The organism is Yoonia sp. SWMV100 (assembly GCF_056108365.1).
On sequence record NZ_JBWBAQ010000003.1, the window covers coordinates 405,020 to 424,459 of the forward strand.

Consider the following 19,440-nt stretch of genomic DNA (forward strand, 5'->3'; position numbering starts at 1 on the left):
ATCACGCATGGCTGCTTTGCCGCCGTGCGGAGACGTGCACCAATCCTTTTTGCAAAAGGATAAAGACCAAGAGTAGTATCCCGATCACAATCTTCGTCCACCAACTGGACAGGGTGCCGTCGAATACAATGTAGGTCTGGATCAACCCCATGGTCAGCACGCCGATCAACGTGCCAAACACATATCCCGCGCCCCCGGCAAGCAGCGTGCCACCAATGACCACCGCCGCAATCGCCGTCAATTCGGTTCCAACAGCGGCCAGCGGGTAACCGGACCCGGTATAAATCGAAAAAACGATCCCCCCGAGGCCCGACATAAACCCTGAAAACGCGTAGATCTTCATCGTGGTTTGGCGCACGTTTACACCCATCAGCCGGGCCGTATTTTCGCCCCCACCCAGTGCAAAGACCGACGTTCCAAACCGGGTCCGGTGTGCAACAATCATGCCGATGCCCACCGTCGCCACCATCAGCACCCCGATAAACGTCAAACGGCCCTTGCCCGGCATCAGGTAATAGGCCTTTTGCAGCATCGTGTAGAATTCATCCGTGATCGGGATCGATTCAATCGTCATCATGTAGGCCACACCACGCGCCAAAAACATGCCCGCGAGCGTCACAATAAAGGGCGGCATCGCAAGCCAATCAATCAGCCCGCCCATCGCCGCGCCAAACAAAGTCGTGATCACCAAAAGCAGCGCGAAGATCAGCAGAGGGTGCAGATTGGTATCGCGTAGCATGACGGCGATGAAAACACCGGAAAACGCGATCACCGATCCAACAGACAGGTCGATGCCACCCGAAAAGATCACGATCGTCATCCCGACGGCCACAATGCCCAGATAGGCGTTGTCGGTCAGGAGATTGCCCGCGACACGCGTCGAAAACATCGTCGGGAACTGCAGCGCACACAGGGTGTAAGACACGATAAAAATCGCGATGGTCGCCAAAAGCGGATAAGCGCGGGGGTTCATCATCAGACCTCTTGTTCGCGTGCGGCACGACGGCGCGCAATTTGGTGACGGATCAATGCCCATTCGCGCGCGAGGTGCGGGGATTGAATCATCAGAATGGCCAGAACCAGTACGGCTTTGATCACGAGGTTATATTCAGATGGGAAACCCGCCAGCAAAATGCCGGTATCGATGGTTTGAATGATCATCGCGCCCAATACTGTCGCAGCAATCGAAAACCGCCCGCCCAGCAAAGAATTCCCGCCAATGACGACGGCAAGGATCGCATCAAGTTCCAACCAAAGCCCGGCGTTGTTGGCATCGGCCCCCAGAATATCTGCGGTCGTGATCACCCCTGCCAGGGCAGCACACAGGCCCGACGCCATGTAGACAGCAATCAGAATGACTTTGGCGTTGATCCCGGCCAGCGCGCTGGCACGCTGGTTGATCCCAATCGCTTCGATCAACAGGCCAAGCGCTGTTCGGCGCATCAGGATTGCGATTAAAATCGCCGTCAAAACCCACAAAATCGCCGGAACAGGAATTCCAGCCAAATTGCCTGATCCCAGCCATGCAAATGCGGGTTCGTTAAAGGTAAGAATACGGCCTTCGGTGATCAGTTGCGCAATCCCGCGTCCCGCAGTCATCAAAATCAGGGTCGCGACGATGGGTTGAATACCGATATAGGCAACCAGAACACCGTTCCAAATGCCTGCAATCAGGCCTGCGATCAGCGCAAGAATGATCGCAATCGGGACACCCCAACCATTGACCAGCGCCATGGCCGCCACAGCACCGGTGATCGCCATGACCGTACCAACAGACAGATCAATGCCGCCGGTCGCAACCACAAGGGTCATGCCGACGCCCAAAATTGCGATCGGCGCGCCACGTTTCACGATGTCGATAACGGGTCCGACAAGGCGGCCATCTGAAATTTCGATTTCCAGAAAGCTGGGGAAAAACCAGCTGACTAATGCCGCAAGAACAATCAACGTGATCACTTGCGGCGCGATGCGTTTCAGCACGCGGTTCATGGCTGCACCTCTGTTGTCTCGTGGTCCGGCGTGGCGATTTCACGCATAATCGTGTCGGTGGTCGCCGCCGCGCCTGCCAATTCTGCGACATGGCGACGATCACGGATCACGATCACCCGCCGCGCTGCGACAACCAATTCATCCAATTCGGATGAAATGATCAGCACGGCCATGCCGTCTTGGGTCAGTTGTTCAACCAGTTTCAAAATTTCGGCATGGGCACCGACATCGATCCCGCGGGTCGGTTCATCCAAGATCAAAAACCGCGGGTTCATCGCCAGCCAGCGGGCCAGAACGACCTTTTGCTGGTTGCCGCCAGACAGGTCACCGATTGCTTTTTCGGCGTCGGATGTGCGGATATCCAGCTTGTTGATATATTCTGCGGCCAGACGGTCCTGTTCCGCGCGCGGCAAGGGGCGCGCCCAGCCGCGGCGGGCTTGCAGTGCCAAGATGATGTTCTCGCGGATCGACAGATCAGCCACGATACCGTCTGTTTTGCGATCTTCGGGCGCAAATCCAAACCCCGACGCAATGGCCGCACGCGGGCTGTCAATTGACACGGGACCGTCTTTGTCAGTGGCAGTGCCAGTCTGCGCACGGCGCAGACCAAACAAAAGTTCGGCACTTTCGGTGCGCCCCGATCCTAGCAACCCCGCAAACCCTGTCACCTCGCCTTCGCGGATTGTCAGATCAAAGGGTTCGATCACGCCCGATCGTCCCATGCCTTTGAATTCCAACATGACGGGGCGGTCTTTGCCGGTATTGGTGCGCGTCATGGCAGGCGATACCGCCTCGAGTTCGCGGCCCAACATATGTTGAATAAGACCCAGTCGATCAAGATCCGCGGTTTTCACCGTCACAACCTTTTGCCCGTTGCGCAGCACAGTCACGCGGTCGGTGAGGTCAAACACCTGATCCAGAAAATGCGACACGAAAACAATACCAAGCCCCTGATCACGCAGCTTGCGTACCACATCAAACAGCATGCGTACTTCGGCAGCGTCCAAGCTGGCAGTTGGTTCGTCTAGGATCAACACTTTGCCAGATACGGCGACCGCACGCGCGATGGCAACGATCTGCTGGATGGCAACGGAATAGGTGGACAGATCACGGCCGACATCAATATCAAGTCCGTAGCCTTCCAGCATCTCGTGGGCTTGGCGTTTTTGCGCGCGCGTATCGATCAATCCGAACCTGCGCGGTTCGCGCCCGAATGTCAGGTTTTGCGCGACCGTCAGGTTTGGCAGCAGGTTGACCTCTTGGTAGACCGTCCCGATCCCCAGTTCTTGCGCCTCTGAGGTGGATTGCGGTGAGACCAGTTCACCATCCAGCCGAATATCACCGTCATCGCGGCGATAGGCGCCTGTCATGCATTTAATCAGGGTCGATTTTCCAGCGCCGTTTTCGCCCAGCAACGCATGCACTTCGCCTGCGGCCAGCTCAAAATCGACACAGTCGAGAGCTTTGGTGCCCGGAAATGATTTGGACAAAGATTGAAGAGATAAAAGCATAATTCAGCCCGTCTACTGTGGAATTGCAGTAGCAATCCTGTGACGTCACCGGGCCGCATGCCGCAGCCCGGTGCGCATTAAATCAAAGGATTAATAACCCAGATCTTTGCGTGCTTCGTATTCAGCCGCTGGATCGTCTGCTTGTGTGTACAGCGCAGATTCCGTTTGGATGAATTTGGGGGGCAGCGTGCCATCAGCCCAATAGGCAGCCAGCGCGTCAAATGCAGGACCTGCCATGTTTGGCGTCAGCTCGACGGTTGCGTTTGCGTCGCCATCAGCCATTGCCTTGAAGATATCAGGCACCGCGTCAATTGACACGATCAGGATGTCTTCACCTGGGTTCAGGCCAGCTTCTTTGATGGCTTGGATCGCGCCGACAGCCATATCATCGTTGTGTGCGTAAAGCGCACAGATGTCAGCGCCACCATTTTCAGCCTGCAAGAAGCTTTCCATGACTTCTTTGCCCAACGACCGCGTAAAGTCACCTGTTTGGCTACGTACGATTTCGATGTTGTCATGGCCTGCAATGCCGGCTTCAAAGCCGTTTTTACGGTCAATCGCTGGGGACGAACCGGCCGTACCTTGCAATTCGACAACGCGGCAAGGCGCGTCGCCAACCGTATCAACCAGCCATTGACCGGCAACTTCGCCTTCGTGGACCAGATCGGACCCGACCGCAGTTAAATACAGATCGTCAGAACTGTCGACAGAACGGTCAAGCAAAACAACCGGAATATCGGCTTCTTTTGCTTCTTCCAGAACGGAATCCCAGCCTGTTGCAACAACTGGCGCGATCAGGATCGCGTCAACGCCTTGGGCGATGAACGACCGCATGGCGGCAATCTGGTTTTCTTGCTTTTGCTGCGCGTCCGAAAACCGCAAGTCGATGCCGCGCTCTTCGGCTTGAAGGCGTGTCAGTGTCGTTTCCGCCGCACGCCAACCGGATTCAGATCCGATCTGCGAGAAGCCGATGGTTTGTGCTTGGGCAGTGGCCGCGAAACAAAGCGTAGCAGCCGTCGTCATCATAAAAGTCTTCATCATAGCAATTGTCCTCCCAGACAGTCGGGTCGCAACGTGCTTCCCTTACTAATGTTCCTCCTCGGTGGCCCGGCTTGCCGGATCACCCTTTCTTGCAGGTTTGCAAAGCACCCTCTTTTCGGGGTTCAGTTCTTTGCGTCTTCGGGCAGCAGCGCATCCGGGATATTCTGGAAACAAACCGGACGGACAAACCGCCGAATTGCCAATGTCCCAACGCTGGTTGCGCCGAAATTCGTGGATGCAGGGAAAGGTCCGCCATGGACCATCGCATCGGCAACTTCGACCCCGGTCGGGAAGCCGTTGACCAAAATGCGCCCTGCTTTGCGTTCAAAGACGGGCATCAATGGCCGCGCAGCATCAATATCCGCGTCGTCCATTTGCAAGGTAATCGTCAGTTGCCCGTCCAGTTTCGCGGCGATCTGCGCACGTTCGGCCGCATCTTTTGCGAAGATCAGGATGCCTGCGGGTCCAAAGACCTCGTGGGCCAGTTCAGGGTGTGCCAGCCAATCGGCACCCGACACGCGAAATGCAGCAGGTGCCGCACAACGGGCCGGGGCGTCTGCGGGCGTATTCAGCGCCGTCGCAACACCGGCATTTGCCAGTGCAGTCACACCACGCCCATAGGCAGCGGCGGTGCCATCGGTCAGCATCACCTGCGGGGCCACGTCGCCCAATGCAGCCGCAGCAACCGATGCAAAGCTTTCAGCGGCATCACCCGCGGTCAGCACGACAATTCCGGGGTTGGTACAGAATTGGCCCACACCCATGGTCAGCGACGCCGCCCAGCCTTTGGCAATATCATCGCCGCGCGCAGAAAGCGCGCTATCCATGACGAAAACAGGGTTGATTGCGCCCAGTTCGCCAAAGAACGGGATCGGTTCAGGCCGCGACATGGCGATGTCAAACAGCGCTTTGCCACCACCAAACGACCCAGTGAAACCAACGGCGCGGATCAGCGGGTGACGCACCAAGGCTTCACCGGCTTCATTTGTATTGGACTGCACGAAACCAAATGTACCTGCTGGCATCCCGGTCTTTTCGATTGCAGCCGCGATTGCGCGGGCAACCAATTCGCCTGTGCCGGGGTGGCCGGGGTGGCCTTTGAACACAACCGGGCATCCTGCCGCGAGTGCCGACGCGGTGTCACCGCCCGCAGTCGAAAACGCGAGCGGGAAGTTGGATGCGCCAAACACACCTACAGGTCCAATCGGGCGTTGGATCATACGCAAATCAGGGCGCGGCAGTGGCGCGCGATCAGGCAAGGCAACGTCATGCCGGAAATCAAGGTAATCGCCCTTGCGAATGTGATCTGCGAACAACCGCAACTGACCACATGTGCGACCACGTTCACCTTGCAAACGTGCCTCTGGCAGACCCGTTTCTGCATGGCCAACAGTTGTCAGTTGATCACCGCGCGCGTCGATTTCATCGGCGATTGCCTCAAGAAATGCGGCGCGGGCTTCGCGACTGGTCCATCCGTAAGTCACAAACGCGTCTTCGGCAGCTTTGACCGCAGCGTCAACTTCGGCCTGACCTCCACATTGAATCGTCAGTGCGTCACCTGTTGCAGGTGCGGATTGGAACGGCGTACCACCATCTACCCATGTGCCTGCAATCAGATGTTGTCCGGTGAGTGTCGTATCAGTCATCTTAATTCCTCGGGTTCATTCGTGAAAGGGCGCCACAGTTTTGCGGTCACCCAGCATGAAAGCATCCGCCACATGCATGAGCGGGCTTATATCGACATCGGATTGACCTGCTTCGATCAGTTCGGCGAAGCGGTGGTAAAGGCCGGGATATTCCCCGGTATCGGTTAGTTTCTGCGCCAAACCATTGATCGTTAGCGTCGCGCCGCCATCGGTCAGCTTCAGTGTGCCTTCGGTGGTTTCAACGGTAATATTCCACGTCTGTGGACCCTCTTGCCGCCAATCAAAGTCGGCTTTGACGACCATACCAGCAGGCCCTGCAAATGTCAGATCGGCGGCGATCGGTGTCGCCCTATTTTCGGGAAACGACAGGGTTGCGCCGGTCAGATGCACCGGGTTTGGCAGGATTTCGGTCATGATTGACAGGGCATTGATACCCGGATCAAACACACCAAGGCCGCCTGCCTCCCAGATCCAGTCCTGACCGGGGTGCCAGCGCCGCACATCTTCTTTCCAGTCGATCTGTACCGACGTAATCTTGCGATCGGACAACCACGCACGTGTACGCGCAACACCCGCAGCATAACGCGAATGCCATGTTGCAAAAAGTGTCACGCCTTTCGCCTTGGCCAGTTTTTCAAGCTTGCGGACTTCGGTTACCGTCGCGCCGGGCGGTTTTTCCAGCATCGTGTGCTTGCCCGCCATCAACGATTTTACGGCAATTTCATAGCGCGGCACCGGCGGCATACAAAGCGACAGCGCGGGAATATCCGTGCGCGCGCCCAGCAACGCGTCGATGTCGGTGAAATTCTCGACCCCGTCGACGCCGCCAGAGCGGCTGACTGTTGCGGCCAGATCAAAGGCGGTACTGCCAGCAATCGCCGGAATATGCTGGTCGCGGGCAATTTTGCCCACACCAAGGATTGCGATCTTTGCGCCGCGCAGTTCCGCGCCCGATGAACTAGTGACTGTCACGGGGCACCTCGTTTCCGCGCTGGCCTTTCAGCACTTCGAAATCCGCACCGGTGTCAGCGCCTTCGACGTTGTCAACGAACATCTTGGAAAAACCGCTGGTGAACATCGGCGCAGCCGGGGTCCATGCGGCCAAACGTGTCGCAAGCTCTTCATCGGAAATATCCAGATGGATGCGGCGCGCGGCGACATCTAATTCAATCATATCGCCGTTTTGCACCACAGCCAGTGGACCACCGGCCGCGGCTTCGGGGGCAGTATGCAGCACAACGGTGCCGTAAGCCGTGCCCGACATCCGCGCGTCTGAAATCCGGACCATATCGGTGATGCCTTTTTTCAGGACTTTGGGCGGCAATCCCATGTTCCCGACTTCTGACATGCCGGGGTACCCTTTGGGACCGCAGTTTTTCAAAACCATGACGCAGTTTTCGTCGATATCCAGCGCGTCATCGTTGATCTTGGCTTTGTAGTCGTCGATATCTTCGAACACCACGGCGCGGCCGCGGTGTTTCATCAGATGCGGGCTGGCCGCAGAGGGTTTCAGCACCGCGCCTTTTGGTGCAAGGTTCCCTTTAAGAACCGCAATACCACCGGATGCCGCCAGCGCCTTTTCGACAGGCAAAATCACATCTTCGTTCCAGTTGGTCGCGTCTTTGACTTCGTACCAGATCGCCTCGCCGGATACGGTCAGCGCGTCTTTGTGCAGCATGCCTGCTTCGCCAAGACGTTTCAGCACCACAGGCAAACCGCCCGCATAAAAGAATTCTTCCATCAGGTACTTGCCCGATGGCATCAGGTTGACAATTGTTGGCACGTCGCGTCCGCACCGGTCCCAGTCGTCCAAGGTCAGATCAACTTCGACACGGCCAGCAAGCGCAAGAAGATGGATGACCGCATTGGTCGATCCGCCGATCGCACCATTGGCACGGATCGCGTTTTCAAAGGCTTGTTTGGTCAGGATGTCGGACGGTTTCAGGTCGTCCTTAACCATCTGCACAATGCGGCGGCCCGTCATTTGGGCCATCACCTTGCGACGGCTATCAACACCGGGAATGGCTGCGTTGCCGGACAGGGCCATGCCCAATGCCTCGGCCATGGATGCCATCGTTGATGCGGTACCCATTGTGTTGCAGGTTCCCGACGACCGGCTCATTGCCTGTTCGGCCTCTAGGAAATCTTCTTGGGTCATTTTACCGGCTTTGATGTCTTCGGACATTTGCCAAAGCGCGGTACCCGACCCGACACGTTCGCCGCGGAACCAGCCGTTCAGCATCGGCCCACCGGTGACAACGATCGAGGGGATGTCGGTACTGGCGGCGCCCATCATCAAGGATGGCGTGGTTTTGTCGCAACCGACAAGAAGAACCGCGCCGTCAATGGGTTGCGCGCGCATCACTTCTTCGACCGCCATCGCCGCAAGGTTGCGATACATCATTGCCGTCGGACGAAAGGTGTTTTCCGAGGCCGAAAAAACAGGCACCTCGACGGGGAAACCGCCAGCCTCCCAGATCCCGGCCTTCACCTTTTCAGCCAGTTCACGCAGGTGGCCGTTACAGGGGGTCAGTTCCGACCAAGTGTTCAGAATGCCAATCACCGGACGCCCGTCGAACAGGTCATGCGGGTAGCCTTGGTTTTTCAGCCAGCCACGGTGATAGATATTATCGCGGGAATTGCCGCCGTACCATTCTTGCGAACGCAATTTGCGGGGCCACTTAGCGGGGACAAAGGTCATGGTCGGCTCCTACAGCTTGCGAACGGCGACAGCGCCGGACGTCACAGGGGTGGTGGACAGGGCGTTGCGCAGCGGCAGGCCAAAAGCGGGCGCACTGATTTCAAAGACATCGCCGTCTTGCGGTGCGACGCCATCCGCAAAGGACAGGGTGGCCGTACCAAACATATGGACATGCACATCGCCGGGCTGGCGGAAAACATCATATTTAAAATGGTGATGTTCCAAATTGGCGATTGTATGCGACATATTCGCCTCTCCGGACAGGAACGGCTTTTCAAACAGCGTGTCGCCGCCACGCAAGATTTTGCTTGTCCCTTCTACGCTATCGGGCAGATCGCCGATCAACATTTCAGGCCCAACCGAACAGGGGCGCAATTTGGAATGCGCGAGGTAAAGATAGTTCTGGCGCTCTGTCACATGGTCCGAAAATTCGTTGGCTAGCGCAAAGCCAAGGCGGAATGGTGTGCCATCGGCCGCAATGATGTAAAGGCCCGCCAGTTCAGGTTCTTCCCCACCATCCAGCGCAAACGACGGTGACACCAGCGCAGCGCCAGGCGCAACAAGTGCGGCACCGGTCCCCTTGTAGAACCATTCCGGCTGGACGCCGACCTGTCCCGACGCCGGTTTTCCGGCCTCGACCCCCATGCGGAACATTTTCATGGAATCGGTTTCTTCGTCCGCTTTGGCATGCATCGATGCGCGCGTTGATGCGGACCCAAGGTGGGTCAGGCCGGTCCCGGTCAGATGCAAATGCGCCGGATCTGGGTGGGTAAGCGGCGGTAAAAGTTGGCCCGCCGCATAAAGCGCGGATAGATCAACCGCGTCCCCGAAACCAATTTCGGATATACAGGCAAATAGTGTCTTGCCGTTTGCGGCGCAGTCCATCGCCAAGTCGTACAATGAATGATCGGTATTAACCTCATAGGCCTCTGTGCCGTCGCGTGCGACAATTTGGATACGGCCATCAGCCTTGCGGTATTGTGAAATCAGCATCTGATTAACCCTTCTTTTTATTCAAGACGTCAAAGACAACAGCAGCCAAAAGCACAAGGCCTTTGATGACTTGTTGCCAGTCAATGCCGATCCCAAGGATGGACATCCCGTTATTCATGACACCCATGATAAACGCGCCGATCACAGCACCAACAACAGTTCCGACACCACCCGACATCGACGCACCGCCGATAAACACCGCCGCGATCACATCAAGTTCAAACCCAAGCCCGGCTTTGGGGGTCGCGGTATTCAGGCGCGCCGCAAATACCAGCCCTGCAAGCGCGGCCAGCATCCCCATGTTGGCAAATGTCAAAAAGGTGATCTTTTTGCTGTTGATCCCGGACAGCATGGCCGCCTTTTCATTCCCACCAATCGCATAGATACGCCGCCCCATCGTCGTCCGAGACGTCACAAACGAATAGACCGCGATCAACAAGGCCATCACGATAAAGACGTTCGGCAGGCCGCGGAACCCGGCCAAAAGAAAGCTCATGCTGACCAGCGCCAGAAAAATCAGCGCATTCTTTGAGGCGAAGAACACAAACGGTTCTTCAATGCTACCTGTTTTGGCGGCATCCATTCTGCTGCGGATTGCCAGACCGGCAATCAACGCGGCGACAGCGGCGCCCAAGAACAAAGAGAACGCATTGATGTCCTCGCCATTGAACAGGTCAGGAATAAATCCGGACGAAATCAACTGAAACTGCGGCGGAAATGGCCCGACAGATTGACCGGCCAACAGCCACATCATCAACCCTTTGAACACCAGCATCCCTGCGAGCGTCACAATAAACGACGGGATACGCAGATAGGCGATCCAGAATCCTTGGGCCATGCCGATAATTGCCCCGGCCCCCAAACACAGCACCGCAGCCACAGGATAAGGGATGCCCCAATTTACGATCATGACAGCAGCCAATGCACCGATGAACCCCATGACCGATCCAACCGACAGGTCAATGTGCCCGGCTACAATCACCAGCAACATGCCCACCGCCATGATGATGATATAAGAGTTCTGCAAAATCAGGTTCGTCAAATTGAGCGGTTTTAACAGGATCCCGCCCGTCGCAATCTGGAAAAAGATCATGATCGCGACGAGCGCGAACAGAATTCCGTATTCACGCATATGGCTGCGCAGAAATGACCAGCTGGATTTGACCTGCATTTTCGGCTGATCGTTTTTATGTGTCGTGGTTGCCTCGGTCATGCCTGGTTTCCTGATTTAATGATGGTCGCCATGATTTTTTCTTGGGTTGCGCCTGTTGTTGGCATTTCGCCGACAAAGCGGCCTTCGTTCATGACATATAGTCGGTCAGTGACGCCCAATAGTTCGGGCAATTCCGACGAGATCACGATGATCGCCTTGCCGGATGCGGCCAGTTCACGGATGACAGTATAAATTTCGAATTTCGCGCCGACGTCGATGCCGCGCGTCGGTTCGTCAAGGATCAGCACGTCAGGGTCCGCAAACAGCCATTTCGACAGCACGACCTTTTGCTGGTTCCCGCCCGACAGATTGATTGTTTCCTGCTCGATCGAGCTGGATTTGATGTTCAAGCGGTCGCGGTACTGGTTTGCGACAGAAGCCTCTTTGGTGCCGTCCACAACAAGCCCGTTCGCGACACCTTCGAGGTTGGCCAAAGGCACGTTCCGCCGGATCGTATCGTCCAGCACCAAACCATAGGTTTTGCGATCTTCTGTCGCATAGGCAAGGCCCGCATCAATCGCGCGGCGGACGTTTGATAGATCGACAGGCGCGCCGTTGATCAACACCTCGCCTCGGATGTGCGCGCCATAGCTGCGGCCGAACAGTGACATTGCCAGTTCGGTACGCCCAGCGCCCATCAGGCCCGCGATACCCAGCACTTCGCCTTTGTTGACATGAAAAGAGACGTCTTTGACGACCTCGCGTTCGGCATGCAGGGGGTGGGTCACCGACCAGTTTTTGACTTCCATCGCAATTTCATCGCGCTTGTGCGGCACGCGCACGGGATACCGGTCATCCAGTGACCGGCCAACCATATCGCGGATAATATCGTCTTCGCTGATCCCGCTACTGCAATCCAAACGCGATACGGCAGCGCCGTCGCGGATAACGGTGATGGTGTCAGCGACACGTGAAATTTCATTCAGCTTGTGCGAAATCAAGATCGACGTGATGCCGCGCGATTTGAATTCAAGCAACAAGTCCAACAGTTTTTCGCTGTCGGTTTCATTCAGGGACGATGTGGGTTCGTCCAAAATCAGCAAACGGACGTTCTTGGACAAGGCTTTGGCGATTTCAACCAGCTGCTGTTTGCCCAGACCCAATGTGTCCACAATCGTATCGGGGTGTTCATCCAGCCCGACACGCGCCATCACTTCGGCGGCCGCACTGCGGGTTTCGTGCCAGTCGATCACGCCGCGGTTGCTGCGTTCGTTGCCCAAAAAAATATTCTCGGCGATCGACAAAAGCGGCACCAACGCCAATTCCTGATGAATGATGATGATCCCGTCATCTTCGCTATTGCGGATATTGGCAAAGGCTTTGATTTGATCGTCATAGACGATGTCGCCAGTATAGGTGCCATGGGGATATACACCAGACAGGACCTTCATCAGGGTCGACTTACCCGCACCGTTTTCACCAACAAGTGCGTGGATTTCACCCTCGGCCACGGACAGGCTGACCTGATCCAGCGCTTTTACACCGGGAAATTCCTTGGTGATCGCACGCATTTCAAGAATAGTGGACATGTTGTTTTTGCTCTCACTTGAGCTGCATAAATGGGTTCCCACCGGCACGTCAAAGGGTCGGCAGGAACCAAAGTGACAGCGACGCGGACACTGCGTCGCTGTCGTGGGAGACGTGTCTTATTCGACCTGATCGCGGGTGTAGTAACCGCTATCGAGAAGAACAGATTCCCAGTTGTCCACGGTCACAGCCACTGGCTCCAACAGGTAGGACGGGATCACTTTGACACCGTTGTCATAGGTGGTGGTGTCGTTAATTTCAGGTTCGCCATCGTTCAAGATTGCCTCGACCATACCGACGGTGACGCGGGCCAGTTCACGGGTATCTTTAAAGATTGTCGAATACTGTTCGCCTGCGATCATGGATTTGACCGAAGGGACCTCGGCGTCCTGACCAGAAACGATTGGCATTGGCATATCGCCAGACCCGTAACCCACACCTTTCAGCGACGACAGGATGCCGATGGACAGACCATCGTAAGGCGACAGAACGCCGTGCACATGTGAATCGCTGTAGTTGGCGGACAACAGGTTATCCATACGCGCCTGTGCGACAGAACCATCCCACCGCAATGTACCGACCGTATCCATCCCCATCTGGCCGGAACCGATGACGATGTCACCAGAATCGATCAGCGGCTGCAAAACAGACATGCCACCATTGTAGAAGAAATAGGCGTTGTTGTCGTCCGGGCTGCCGCCGAACAGTTCAACGTTCCAAGGCTTGTCATCAGGGAACCGTTCTTGCAGGCCATTGACCACTGTTGTTGCCTGCTGAACGCCGACCTTAAAGTTGTCGAACGTAGCGTAATAGCTTACGTCGCCACTGTCGCGGATCAGACGGTCGTAGGCCACAACTTCGATGTCGGACGCCGCGGCATTGGCCAGCGCGTTCGACAATGTGGTGCCGTCGATGGCAGCAATCACCAGAACATCCACACCTTTGGTGATCATGTTTTCAATCTGAGCCAACTGGTTTGGAATATCGTCTTCTGCGTATTGCAGATCAACGGTGTAACCCGCAGCTTCGAACTGCTGCACCATGTTTTCGCCGTCGGCGATCCAGCGTGCCGACGATTTTGTCGGCATTGCGATACCAACATAACCTGCGTCCTGCGCCGTAGCAGCAGAACCGAATGCGACCAACGCTGTTGTCGCGAGAATTTTCTTAAGACCAGTCATATTTTCCTCCCTGGCGCATGCAATTGATCAAAAACTGATCAGAAATCGGCATGCAGTGTCCTTGCCCCCAACACATTGACATAGTGTCCCCCAATATGTGGTGCGATCCGTATGATGGCGAGCTTCGTCATTGCAATCAAATCAGAAATCGGCCATTTGATATATCATATGTGACATATCAAAACAGGTGGCGCCTTGCAAATCCAGACCCGCGAACACGGCCAGACTGACCGTCTTATCCAGCGCGGGCTTCGGTTTTCGCAATTACGCCTGATTGTTTCGATTCAGGACACTGGACAAATATCGAGTGCTGCGGGTCTGTTGGGCATCACCCAGCCTGCGGCATCGCGTCTGCTGGCAGATCTTGAAAAGGCCACCGCCTGCAAGCTTTATGAACGCCACCCGCGTGGCGTTGTTCTGACCGAAGCCGGGATTGCATTTGCTGCGCGCGCGCGCGCGACGCTTCACGAATTGGATGGGGCGTTTGCCGATCTGTCGTTGATGAACGCAGGCGCACGCGGTGTGGTCCGCATCGGCACCGTGACCGGACCGGGGCTTGAATTGATAATGCCCATTATCCGCGAACTTCGGATTACCTATCCTGACATCGAATTTGACGTGCTTGTCGACACATCAGACAAGCTGTCAGAGGCGTTACTGGCGCATGACTTGGATTTCTATATTGGCCGGCTGTTGGCGACGATGGACCCGCGCGCGGTGACTTTACGTCCCATTGGGCCGGAACCCTTGGCGTTGATCGTACGTGCGGGGCATTCTCTTTTGAACAAACCTGACCTGACGCTCAAGGATTGTCTGGACTACGACTGGATCATGCAATCGCAAACCGGTTTGCTGCGGCGGACAGCCGAAAAATACATCATGGAACACGGGCTACAGCCCCCAATGCGGGTGGTTAGTACGTCGTCGCTGCTGATGACACTGGCCCTGATCAGTGAAACCAACGCGATTGCGCCGATTGCCCGGTCGGTCGGGGATTTGTTTACAAAATCGTCGCGACTGGGCAGCAACATTCGCACGCTGGATTTGGCACAAGACATGATCGTCGAGCCATACTCTTTGATCCAGAGACGCGGCTATGAGCCGACCCCTGCGGTGCAACGGGTGTTAACACAGCTCGCGACGCGGCTAGAAACCATTCAGAAATCAGAAACGACGTGATTTTTTATTCGGCCAGAAAAATTGTGCCGGGCCGCACGTCGTGCAAATCAACCCCTTGCATATGCAGCCAATTCTTCAGCAACCGGGTCATGTCGGCGGCGGAAAACTGTACAGCGCGAAACCGGGGGCTGCACGGGCCAGCGGTGTCGATACCAGCGCGGTCAAAACCGCCGACGCCCCAGTCACCCATGGCACCGCCGAATTGATATGCGTGCCAATATCTGATCCCGTTATCACACATTTTCCGACGGCTTCTCATGTCGCGCGACTCATTGCGCCTGTTGGGCAATCATAGGCTGACAGTTACCTGCCGTAAGACAGCCCAGCGATAACGCCACGCAGTTCCGCCAACCCCCGCAAGCGTCCGATCAACGGATAGCCGGGGTGGGTCGCACGTGCGGCATCCGATAGCAGTTCATGCCCATGGTCAGGCCGGAACGGGATTGACGCATCAGCGCGGCCAACCGCATGCCGTCGCTGTTCTTCGTCGAGCAAAACCTTGATCAACGCAACCATATCGGTGTCACCTTCTAAATGCGCAGCCTCTTCAAAGGCGCCATCGGGGTCTTTGCGTACATTGCGCAGGTGCGCAAAATGAATGCGCGCCGCATTGGCAGCGGCGATCGCCGGAACATCATTGGCAGGGTTTGCGCCAAGCGACCCCGAACACAGCGTAAGCCCGTTTGCAGGGCTGTCGACCGCATCCATAATCCACTGGATGTCAGCGGCGTTGGACACGATGCGCGGCAGGCCTAAAATATCACGCGGCGGGTCATCGGGATGGACGCATAGGCGCATACCAAGGTCTTCGGCGGTGGGGATCACCTCTTTGAGGAACCGATTATAGTTGGCCCGCAATTCCGCCCGGTCTAGCCCATCGTAAAGGGTCAGCGCCCGCTTCAACCCATCCACGTCATAACGGTCATAGGCGCCGGGCAGCCCCGACATGATCGCATGCAGTAGCGCGTCACGATCGGCTTGGGTGGACTGTTGGAACCAGATCGCCGCACGCTGGCGCACCTCTTGCGGGTAATCATCTTCTGCCGCGGCGCGTCCCAGCATGTGAATTTCAAACGCAGCCATCCGGTAGGCTTCGAACCGCAGGCAGGTCCCCCCGCGTGCGACAGGCGCGGTCAGGTCGGTCCGGGTCCAGTCCAAAAGCGGCATAAAGTTATAACAAATGACCTTTACGCCGGAAGCTGCCAAATGCGCCATCGACTGACGGTAATTTGCAAAAAGCTGGGTTAGATCACCTTCGCCGCGTTTGATCCGTTCGTGGATTGGAAGGCTTTCGACGACCGACCATTCAAAGCCAGCAGCGCGAATTTCCCCTGCCCGCGCCGCAATCGCATCGGCATCCCACACGTCGCCATATGGCACCTCGTGCAAGGCGTTCACGATCCCGGTTGCACCAGTTTGCGCAATTTCGGGCAGGGTAATTTTGTCAAAAGGGCCGTACCACCGCCATGTTTCCTGCATCAGATTAAACCTTGGACTGTTGGCTGCGCACCATCTTCGAGAAGGCGCAGAAATGCTTGGGAGACCGCCGTCCTGAACACGGTGTTCGCGGCCAAGGCTGGCGTAAATACATCTGTGATGGCAAGCAAGGCCGCGACCTTTTCCTCTGGAACGTCGCTGCTGTCATAGGCCCTGCGCAACTGTTCGGCCAACGGGTCCTTGACGTCGATCGCGGCCCCGTTTTCGTCGATACCGCCGACATAGCGCATCCAACCCGCAACCCCCAATGCAAGGCCCGGAATGTCGCGCCCCGCAGCAAGGTTATCAGCGGCGGTTGCCAGCAACCGCTGCGGCAGTTTCTGTGACCCGTCCATGGCGATCTGCCATGTGCGGTGCCGGATGGCCGGGTTTTGGTAGCGGGTCAGCAAAGCCGCGCAGTAGGCCGACAAATCTTCGCCTTCGGGTTGCGGCACCGTCGGGGTGATTTCGTTCGCCCATAACGCGTTGATCAGTTTGGCAAATGCAGGGTCCGCCACTGTTTCGGCGATGGTTTCATACCCGGCCAGATACCCCAAGTAAGCAAGTATTGAATGGGTGCCATTCAAACAGCGCAATTTCATCAGTTCGAACGCGTCGACATCACTGACAAGTTGCGCGCCAACGCTGCCCCAATCAGGGCGGTCGCCATTCACAAAGTTGTCTTCGATCACCCATTGCCGAAATGGTTCATGCATGACGCAGGCACTATCGACATAGCCCTGCTGCGCGGCCAGCGCGGCAACATCAGACGGGGTTGTCGCAGGCGTGATGCGGTCAACCATCGTCGCTGGAAACCGGACGTTGGCGTCAATCCACGCCGCCAGACCGGCATCAAATGCATGCGCAAAATCCAGCACGACACCGCGGGTCAGTGGACCGTTGCTGGGCAGGTTATCGCAAGACATCACGGTGAACGGCGCAATGCCCGCCTTGCGACGCATATCCAGTGCATGAACAATAAATCCGATCGCCGAACGGGGCGCATCCGGGTGGGCCAAATCATGCGCTATATCAGGGTCATCCAACCGCAATTTCCCGGTGGCTGGGTTGTGGCAGTATCCTTTTTCGGTGATCGTGGTTGATACGATCTTAACATCCGCATTGGCCATCGATGACAGAACCGCGCCCGGATTTTCGGGGGCCACAAGGATGTCTTCAATCACCTCGATAACCGTGTACCGGGCATCTTGCGGGGCAAGCGTCACGGCGGTGTAGGCGCAATCTTGGGGCGCAAGTTTATCGCGGATATCAGCGCTGCGCAGGCTCACTGCCAGAATACCCCAGTCACCACCGGATTTTGCCATCGCTTCGGCAGTAAACGGCGCATTGAAGGCGCGAAAGAATGCGCCCGGCCCAAGGTGGACAATGCCAACGTTCGGGCGCGGCGCAGCAGAGCGGCGCAAAATCGGGTTAGCGGGCAAGCCAGCCTCCATCAACATTCAGCACGGCACCGTGCACATAGTTTGCCGCAGATGACGCAAGGAAAACGGCCGCGCCGCCCATGTCGGACGCATCACCCCAACGCCCAGCCGGAATACGGTCAAGGATCGCTTTGTTGCGGTCTTCGTCTGCGCGCAAGGCGGTGGTGTTGTTCGTCGAAATATAGCCGGGGGCAAGCGCGTTCACGTTGATCCCCTTCGCGGCCCATTCATTCGCCATCAGCTTTGTCAGCCCGGCTATACCATGCTTGGATGCGGTGTAGGATGGCACACGGATGCCCCCTTGAAACGACAAAAGTGACGCGATGTTAATGATCTTGCCGCCCGTTTGCCGCGCCAACGCGGCCTTGGCAAATGCCTGACAGGTGAAAAACACCGCCTTCAAGTTGACGTCCATGACGTCATCCCAATCAGCCTCGGAAAAATCGATGCTGTCAGCGCGGCGGATGATCCCGGCGTTATTGACCAGAATATCGATTTGCTGATCGTTAAACACATCACGCGCGGCCATCGGGTCTGAAAAATCCAGCTGAAGCGCGGCCCCAGTTGGGACCAAAGCCAAAGTTTCTTCCATGCCAGAGCGGCCCGCGCAGACAACCTGTGCCCCCGCGTTTCCCAACGCAACCGCGATGGCCTGCCCAATGCCGGTGTTTGCGCCTGTTACCAGCGCCCGTTTTCCTGTCAGATCGAACGGGTTCACCGCAAATCCCCCATCGCGACCATATCCATGTCTGTGAAATCGACGTTGTCACCAGCCATCGCCCAGCAAAATGTATACGACCCGGTGCCCGCACCACAGTGGATTGACCACGGCGGGGAAATGATGGCCTCTTCGTTTGCGATCACCATATGACGGGTTTCAGACGGTTCGCCCATAAAGTGGAATACGCGCTGATCCGGGTTCACGTCAAAATATAGGTATGCCTCCATGCGGCGATCGTGCAGGTGTGCCGGCATCGTGTTCCACAACGAACCGGGCTTAAACTGGGTATATCCCATCAAAAGCTGGCAGCTTTTGCAGACTTCAGGGTGAAGCACCTGAATGATCACGCGCTCGTTCGCTTGTTCACGTGACCCCATTTCAACACGGCGGGCGTCCGATTCACGGATGTGCGTGGTCGGATATGACTGATGCGCAGGGGCCGACAGAATATAGAACCGGCCTGCACCGGAAAATTCAACGGCGCCGCCGCCCATGCCGACGTATAACACTTCGCCTTTGGCTAATTCATATGCAGCACCATCGACCTTTACCGTCCCAGTGTCGCCAATGTTCAAAACAGCCATTTCGCGACGCTCTAGAAACGTCTTGGTACCCGTTTCCGGCATGTCAGTCAGCGTCAGCGTGCCGTTACCGGGTACAGCCGACCCAAGGATCAGACGGTCATAGTGGCTATAGACCAGTTTGATTTCACCATCTGCAAACAGCCCCCCCACGTGAAAGTGGCTGCGCAACCCTTCGGTATCCAGCGTCTTTGCTGTGGCAGGGTCAATGGCGTAGCGGGTTTCAGATTTCAGCATGG

At 56.6% G+C, this 19,440-nt stretch carries 17 protein-coding genes; 1 reads left to right on the forward strand and 16 read right to left on the reverse strand.

The annotated features are described in order from the left end of the window. Position 1 precedes the first annotated feature (1 nt). From yjfF to chvE, 11 genes are all read right to left on the reverse strand, one after another. The gene (gene yjfF / locus ACXJGX_RS06860; RefSeq protein WP_474779962.1) at positions 2-976 is read right to left on the reverse strand and encodes a galactofuranose ABC transporter, permease protein YjfF; all 975 of its coding nucleotides are present in this window, start codon (positions 974-976) and stop codon (positions 2-4) included. Beyond that, complete coding sequence (locus ACXJGX_RS06865) at positions 976-1,989, reverse strand: ABC transporter permease (RefSeq protein ID WP_474779964.1); 1,014 nt, start codon at positions 1,987-1,989, stop codon at positions 976-978. Before ACXJGX_RS06865 ends, yjfF begins: the two co-directional genes overlap by 1 nt. After that, positions 1,986-3,500 carry a sugar ABC transporter ATP-binding protein gene (locus ACXJGX_RS06870; protein WP_474779966.1) on the reverse strand — a complete coding sequence of 505 codons (1,515 nt, stop codon included), beginning with the start codon at positions 3,498-3,500 and terminating at the stop codon, positions 1,986-1,988. The genes ACXJGX_RS06865 and ACXJGX_RS06870 overlap by 4 nt, the downstream gene beginning before the upstream one ends. A gap of 90 nt (positions 3,501-3,590) precedes the next feature. Next, positions 3,591-4,541 (reverse strand): galactofuranose ABC transporter, galactofuranose-binding protein YtfQ, encoded by a 951-nt coding sequence (gene ytfQ, locus ACXJGX_RS06875; protein WP_474779968.1) that lies wholly within the window; start codon positions 4,539-4,541, stop codon positions 3,591-3,593. A 122-nt stretch (positions 4,542-4,663) separates the two neighbouring features. Next, complete coding sequence (locus tag ACXJGX_RS06880; protein ID WP_474779970.1) at positions 4,664-6,187, reverse strand: aldehyde dehydrogenase (NADP(+)); 1,524 nt, start codon at positions 6,185-6,187, stop codon at positions 4,664-4,666. Positions 6,188-6,202: 15 nt separating this feature from the next. Beyond that, a complete protein-coding gene (locus tag ACXJGX_RS06885; RefSeq protein WP_474779972.1) occupies positions 6,203-7,159 on the reverse strand; it encodes a Gfo/Idh/MocA family protein in 957 nt (318 codons plus the stop codon). Beyond that, on the reverse strand, positions 7,146-8,888 hold the full coding sequence (araD, locus tag ACXJGX_RS06890) for an L-arabinonate dehydratase (RefSeq protein WP_474779974.1): 1,743 nt from the start codon (positions 8,886-8,888) through the stop codon (positions 7,146-7,148). Before araD ends, ACXJGX_RS06885 begins: the two co-directional genes overlap by 14 nt. Positions 8,889-8,897: 9 nt before the next feature. Next, positions 8,898-9,881, reverse strand: a complete 984-nt coding sequence (araD1, locus tag ACXJGX_RS06895; protein WP_474779976.1) for an AraD1 family protein — start codon at positions 9,879-9,881, stop codon at positions 8,898-8,900. A gap of 4 nt (positions 9,882-9,885) precedes the next feature. Further along, the gene (gene mmsB / locus ACXJGX_RS06900; protein ID WP_474779978.1) at positions 9,886-11,094 is read right to left on the reverse strand and encodes a multiple monosaccharide ABC transporter permease; all 1,209 of its coding nucleotides are present in this window, start codon (positions 11,092-11,094) and stop codon (positions 9,886-9,888) included. Beyond that, complete coding sequence (gene mmsA, locus ACXJGX_RS06905; RefSeq protein ID WP_474779980.1) at positions 11,091-12,623, reverse strand: multiple monosaccharide ABC transporter ATP-binding protein; 1,533 nt, start codon at positions 12,621-12,623, stop codon at positions 11,091-11,093. The genes mmsB and mmsA overlap by 4 nt, the downstream gene beginning before the upstream one ends. Positions 12,624-12,740: 117 nt before the next feature. Next, positions 12,741-13,802: a multiple monosaccharide ABC transporter substrate-binding protein gene (chvE, locus tag ACXJGX_RS06910; RefSeq protein ID WP_474779982.1), complete on the reverse strand. Its 1,062-nt coding sequence runs from the start codon at positions 13,800-13,802 to the stop codon at positions 12,741-12,743. A 195-nt stretch (positions 13,803-13,997) separates the two neighbouring features. Between chvE and ACXJGX_RS06915 the strand changes: the two genes are divergently transcribed. Continuing rightward, positions 13,998-14,981: a LysR family transcriptional regulator gene (locus tag ACXJGX_RS06915; RefSeq protein ID WP_474779984.1), complete on the forward strand. Its 984-nt coding sequence runs from the start codon at positions 13,998-14,000 to the stop codon at positions 14,979-14,981. 4 nt (positions 14,982-14,985) lie between these two features. Here ACXJGX_RS06915 and ACXJGX_RS06920 read toward each other — a convergent pair whose 3' ends face one another. From ACXJGX_RS06920 to kduI, 5 genes are all read right to left on the reverse strand, one after another. Next, a complete protein-coding gene (locus ACXJGX_RS06920) occupies positions 14,986-15,171 on the reverse strand; it encodes a hypothetical protein (RefSeq protein WP_474779986.1) in 186 nt (61 codons plus the stop codon). 113 nt (positions 15,172-15,284) lie between these two features. Continuing rightward, positions 15,285-16,460, reverse strand: a complete 1,176-nt coding sequence (gene uxuA / locus ACXJGX_RS06925) for a mannonate dehydratase (RefSeq protein ID WP_474779988.1) — start codon at positions 16,458-16,460, stop codon at positions 15,285-15,287. Then, positions 16,460-17,899, reverse strand: coding sequence for a mannitol dehydrogenase family protein (locus ACXJGX_RS06930; protein ID WP_474779990.1), 1,440 nt, complete (start codon positions 17,897-17,899; stop codon positions 16,460-16,462). The genes uxuA and ACXJGX_RS06930 overlap by 1 nt, the downstream gene beginning before the upstream one ends. Then, the gene (gene kduD, locus ACXJGX_RS06935) at positions 17,889-18,617 is read right to left on the reverse strand and encodes a 2-dehydro-3-deoxy-D-gluconate 5-dehydrogenase KduD (RefSeq protein ID WP_474779992.1); all 729 of its coding nucleotides are present in this window, start codon (positions 18,615-18,617) and stop codon (positions 17,889-17,891) included. Before kduD ends, ACXJGX_RS06930 begins: the two co-directional genes overlap by 11 nt. Then, the gene (gene kduI, locus ACXJGX_RS06940; RefSeq protein WP_474779994.1) at positions 18,614-19,438 is read right to left on the reverse strand and encodes a 5-dehydro-4-deoxy-D-glucuronate isomerase; all 825 of its coding nucleotides are present in this window, start codon (positions 19,436-19,438) and stop codon (positions 18,614-18,616) included. Before kduI ends, kduD begins: the two co-directional genes overlap by 4 nt. Positions 19,439-19,440 lie beyond the last annotated feature (2 nt).

Excerpts from the sequence above, each read along its gene's own strand:
- uxuA (WP_474779988.1), bottom strand. The coding sequence starts at position 16,460 with ATGCAGGAAACATGGCGGTGGTACGGCCCTTTTGACAAAATTACCCTG.
- ACXJGX_RS06880 (WP_474779970.1), bottom strand. The coding sequence starts at position 6,187 with ATGACTGATACGACACTCACCGGACAACATCTGATTGCAGGCACATGG.
- chvE (WP_474779982.1), bottom strand. The coding sequence starts at position 13,802 with ATGACTGGTCTTAAGAAAATTCTCGCGACAACAGCGTTGGTCGCATTC.
- mmsA (WP_474779980.1), bottom strand. The coding sequence starts at position 12,623 with ATGTCCACTATTCTTGAAATGCGTGCGATCACCAAGGAATTTCCCGGT.
- ACXJGX_RS06870 (WP_474779966.1), bottom strand. The coding sequence starts at position 3,500 with ATGCTTTTATCTCTTCAATCTTTGTCCAAATCATTTCCGGGCACCAAA.
- mmsB (WP_474779978.1), bottom strand. The coding sequence starts at position 11,094 with ATGACCGAGGCAACCACGACACATAAAAACGATCAGCCGAAAATGCAG.
- ACXJGX_RS06865 (WP_474779964.1), bottom strand. The coding sequence starts at position 1,989 with ATGAACCGCGTGCTGAAACGCATCGCGCCGCAAGTGATCACGTTGATT.
- araD1 (WP_474779976.1), bottom strand. The coding sequence starts at position 9,881 with ATGCTGATTTCACAATACCGCAAGGCTGATGGCCGTATCCAAATTGTC.
- kduI (WP_474779994.1), bottom strand. The coding sequence starts at position 19,438 with ATGCTGAAATCTGAAACCCGCTACGCCATTGACCCTGCCACAGCAAAG.
- araD (WP_474779974.1), bottom strand. The coding sequence starts at position 8,888 with ATGACCTTTGTCCCCGCTAAGTGGCCCCGCAAATTGCGTTCGCAAGAA.
- ytfQ (WP_474779968.1), bottom strand. The coding sequence starts at position 4,541 with ATGATGAAGACTTTTATGATGACGACGGCTGCTACGCTTTGTTTCGCG.
- ACXJGX_RS06920 (WP_474779986.1), bottom strand. The coding sequence starts at position 15,171 with ATGGGTGACTGGGGCGTCGGCGGTTTTGACCGCGCTGGTATCGACACC.
- yjfF (WP_474779962.1), bottom strand. The coding sequence starts at position 976 with ATGATGAACCCCCGCGCTTATCCGCTTTTGGCGACCATCGCGATTTTT.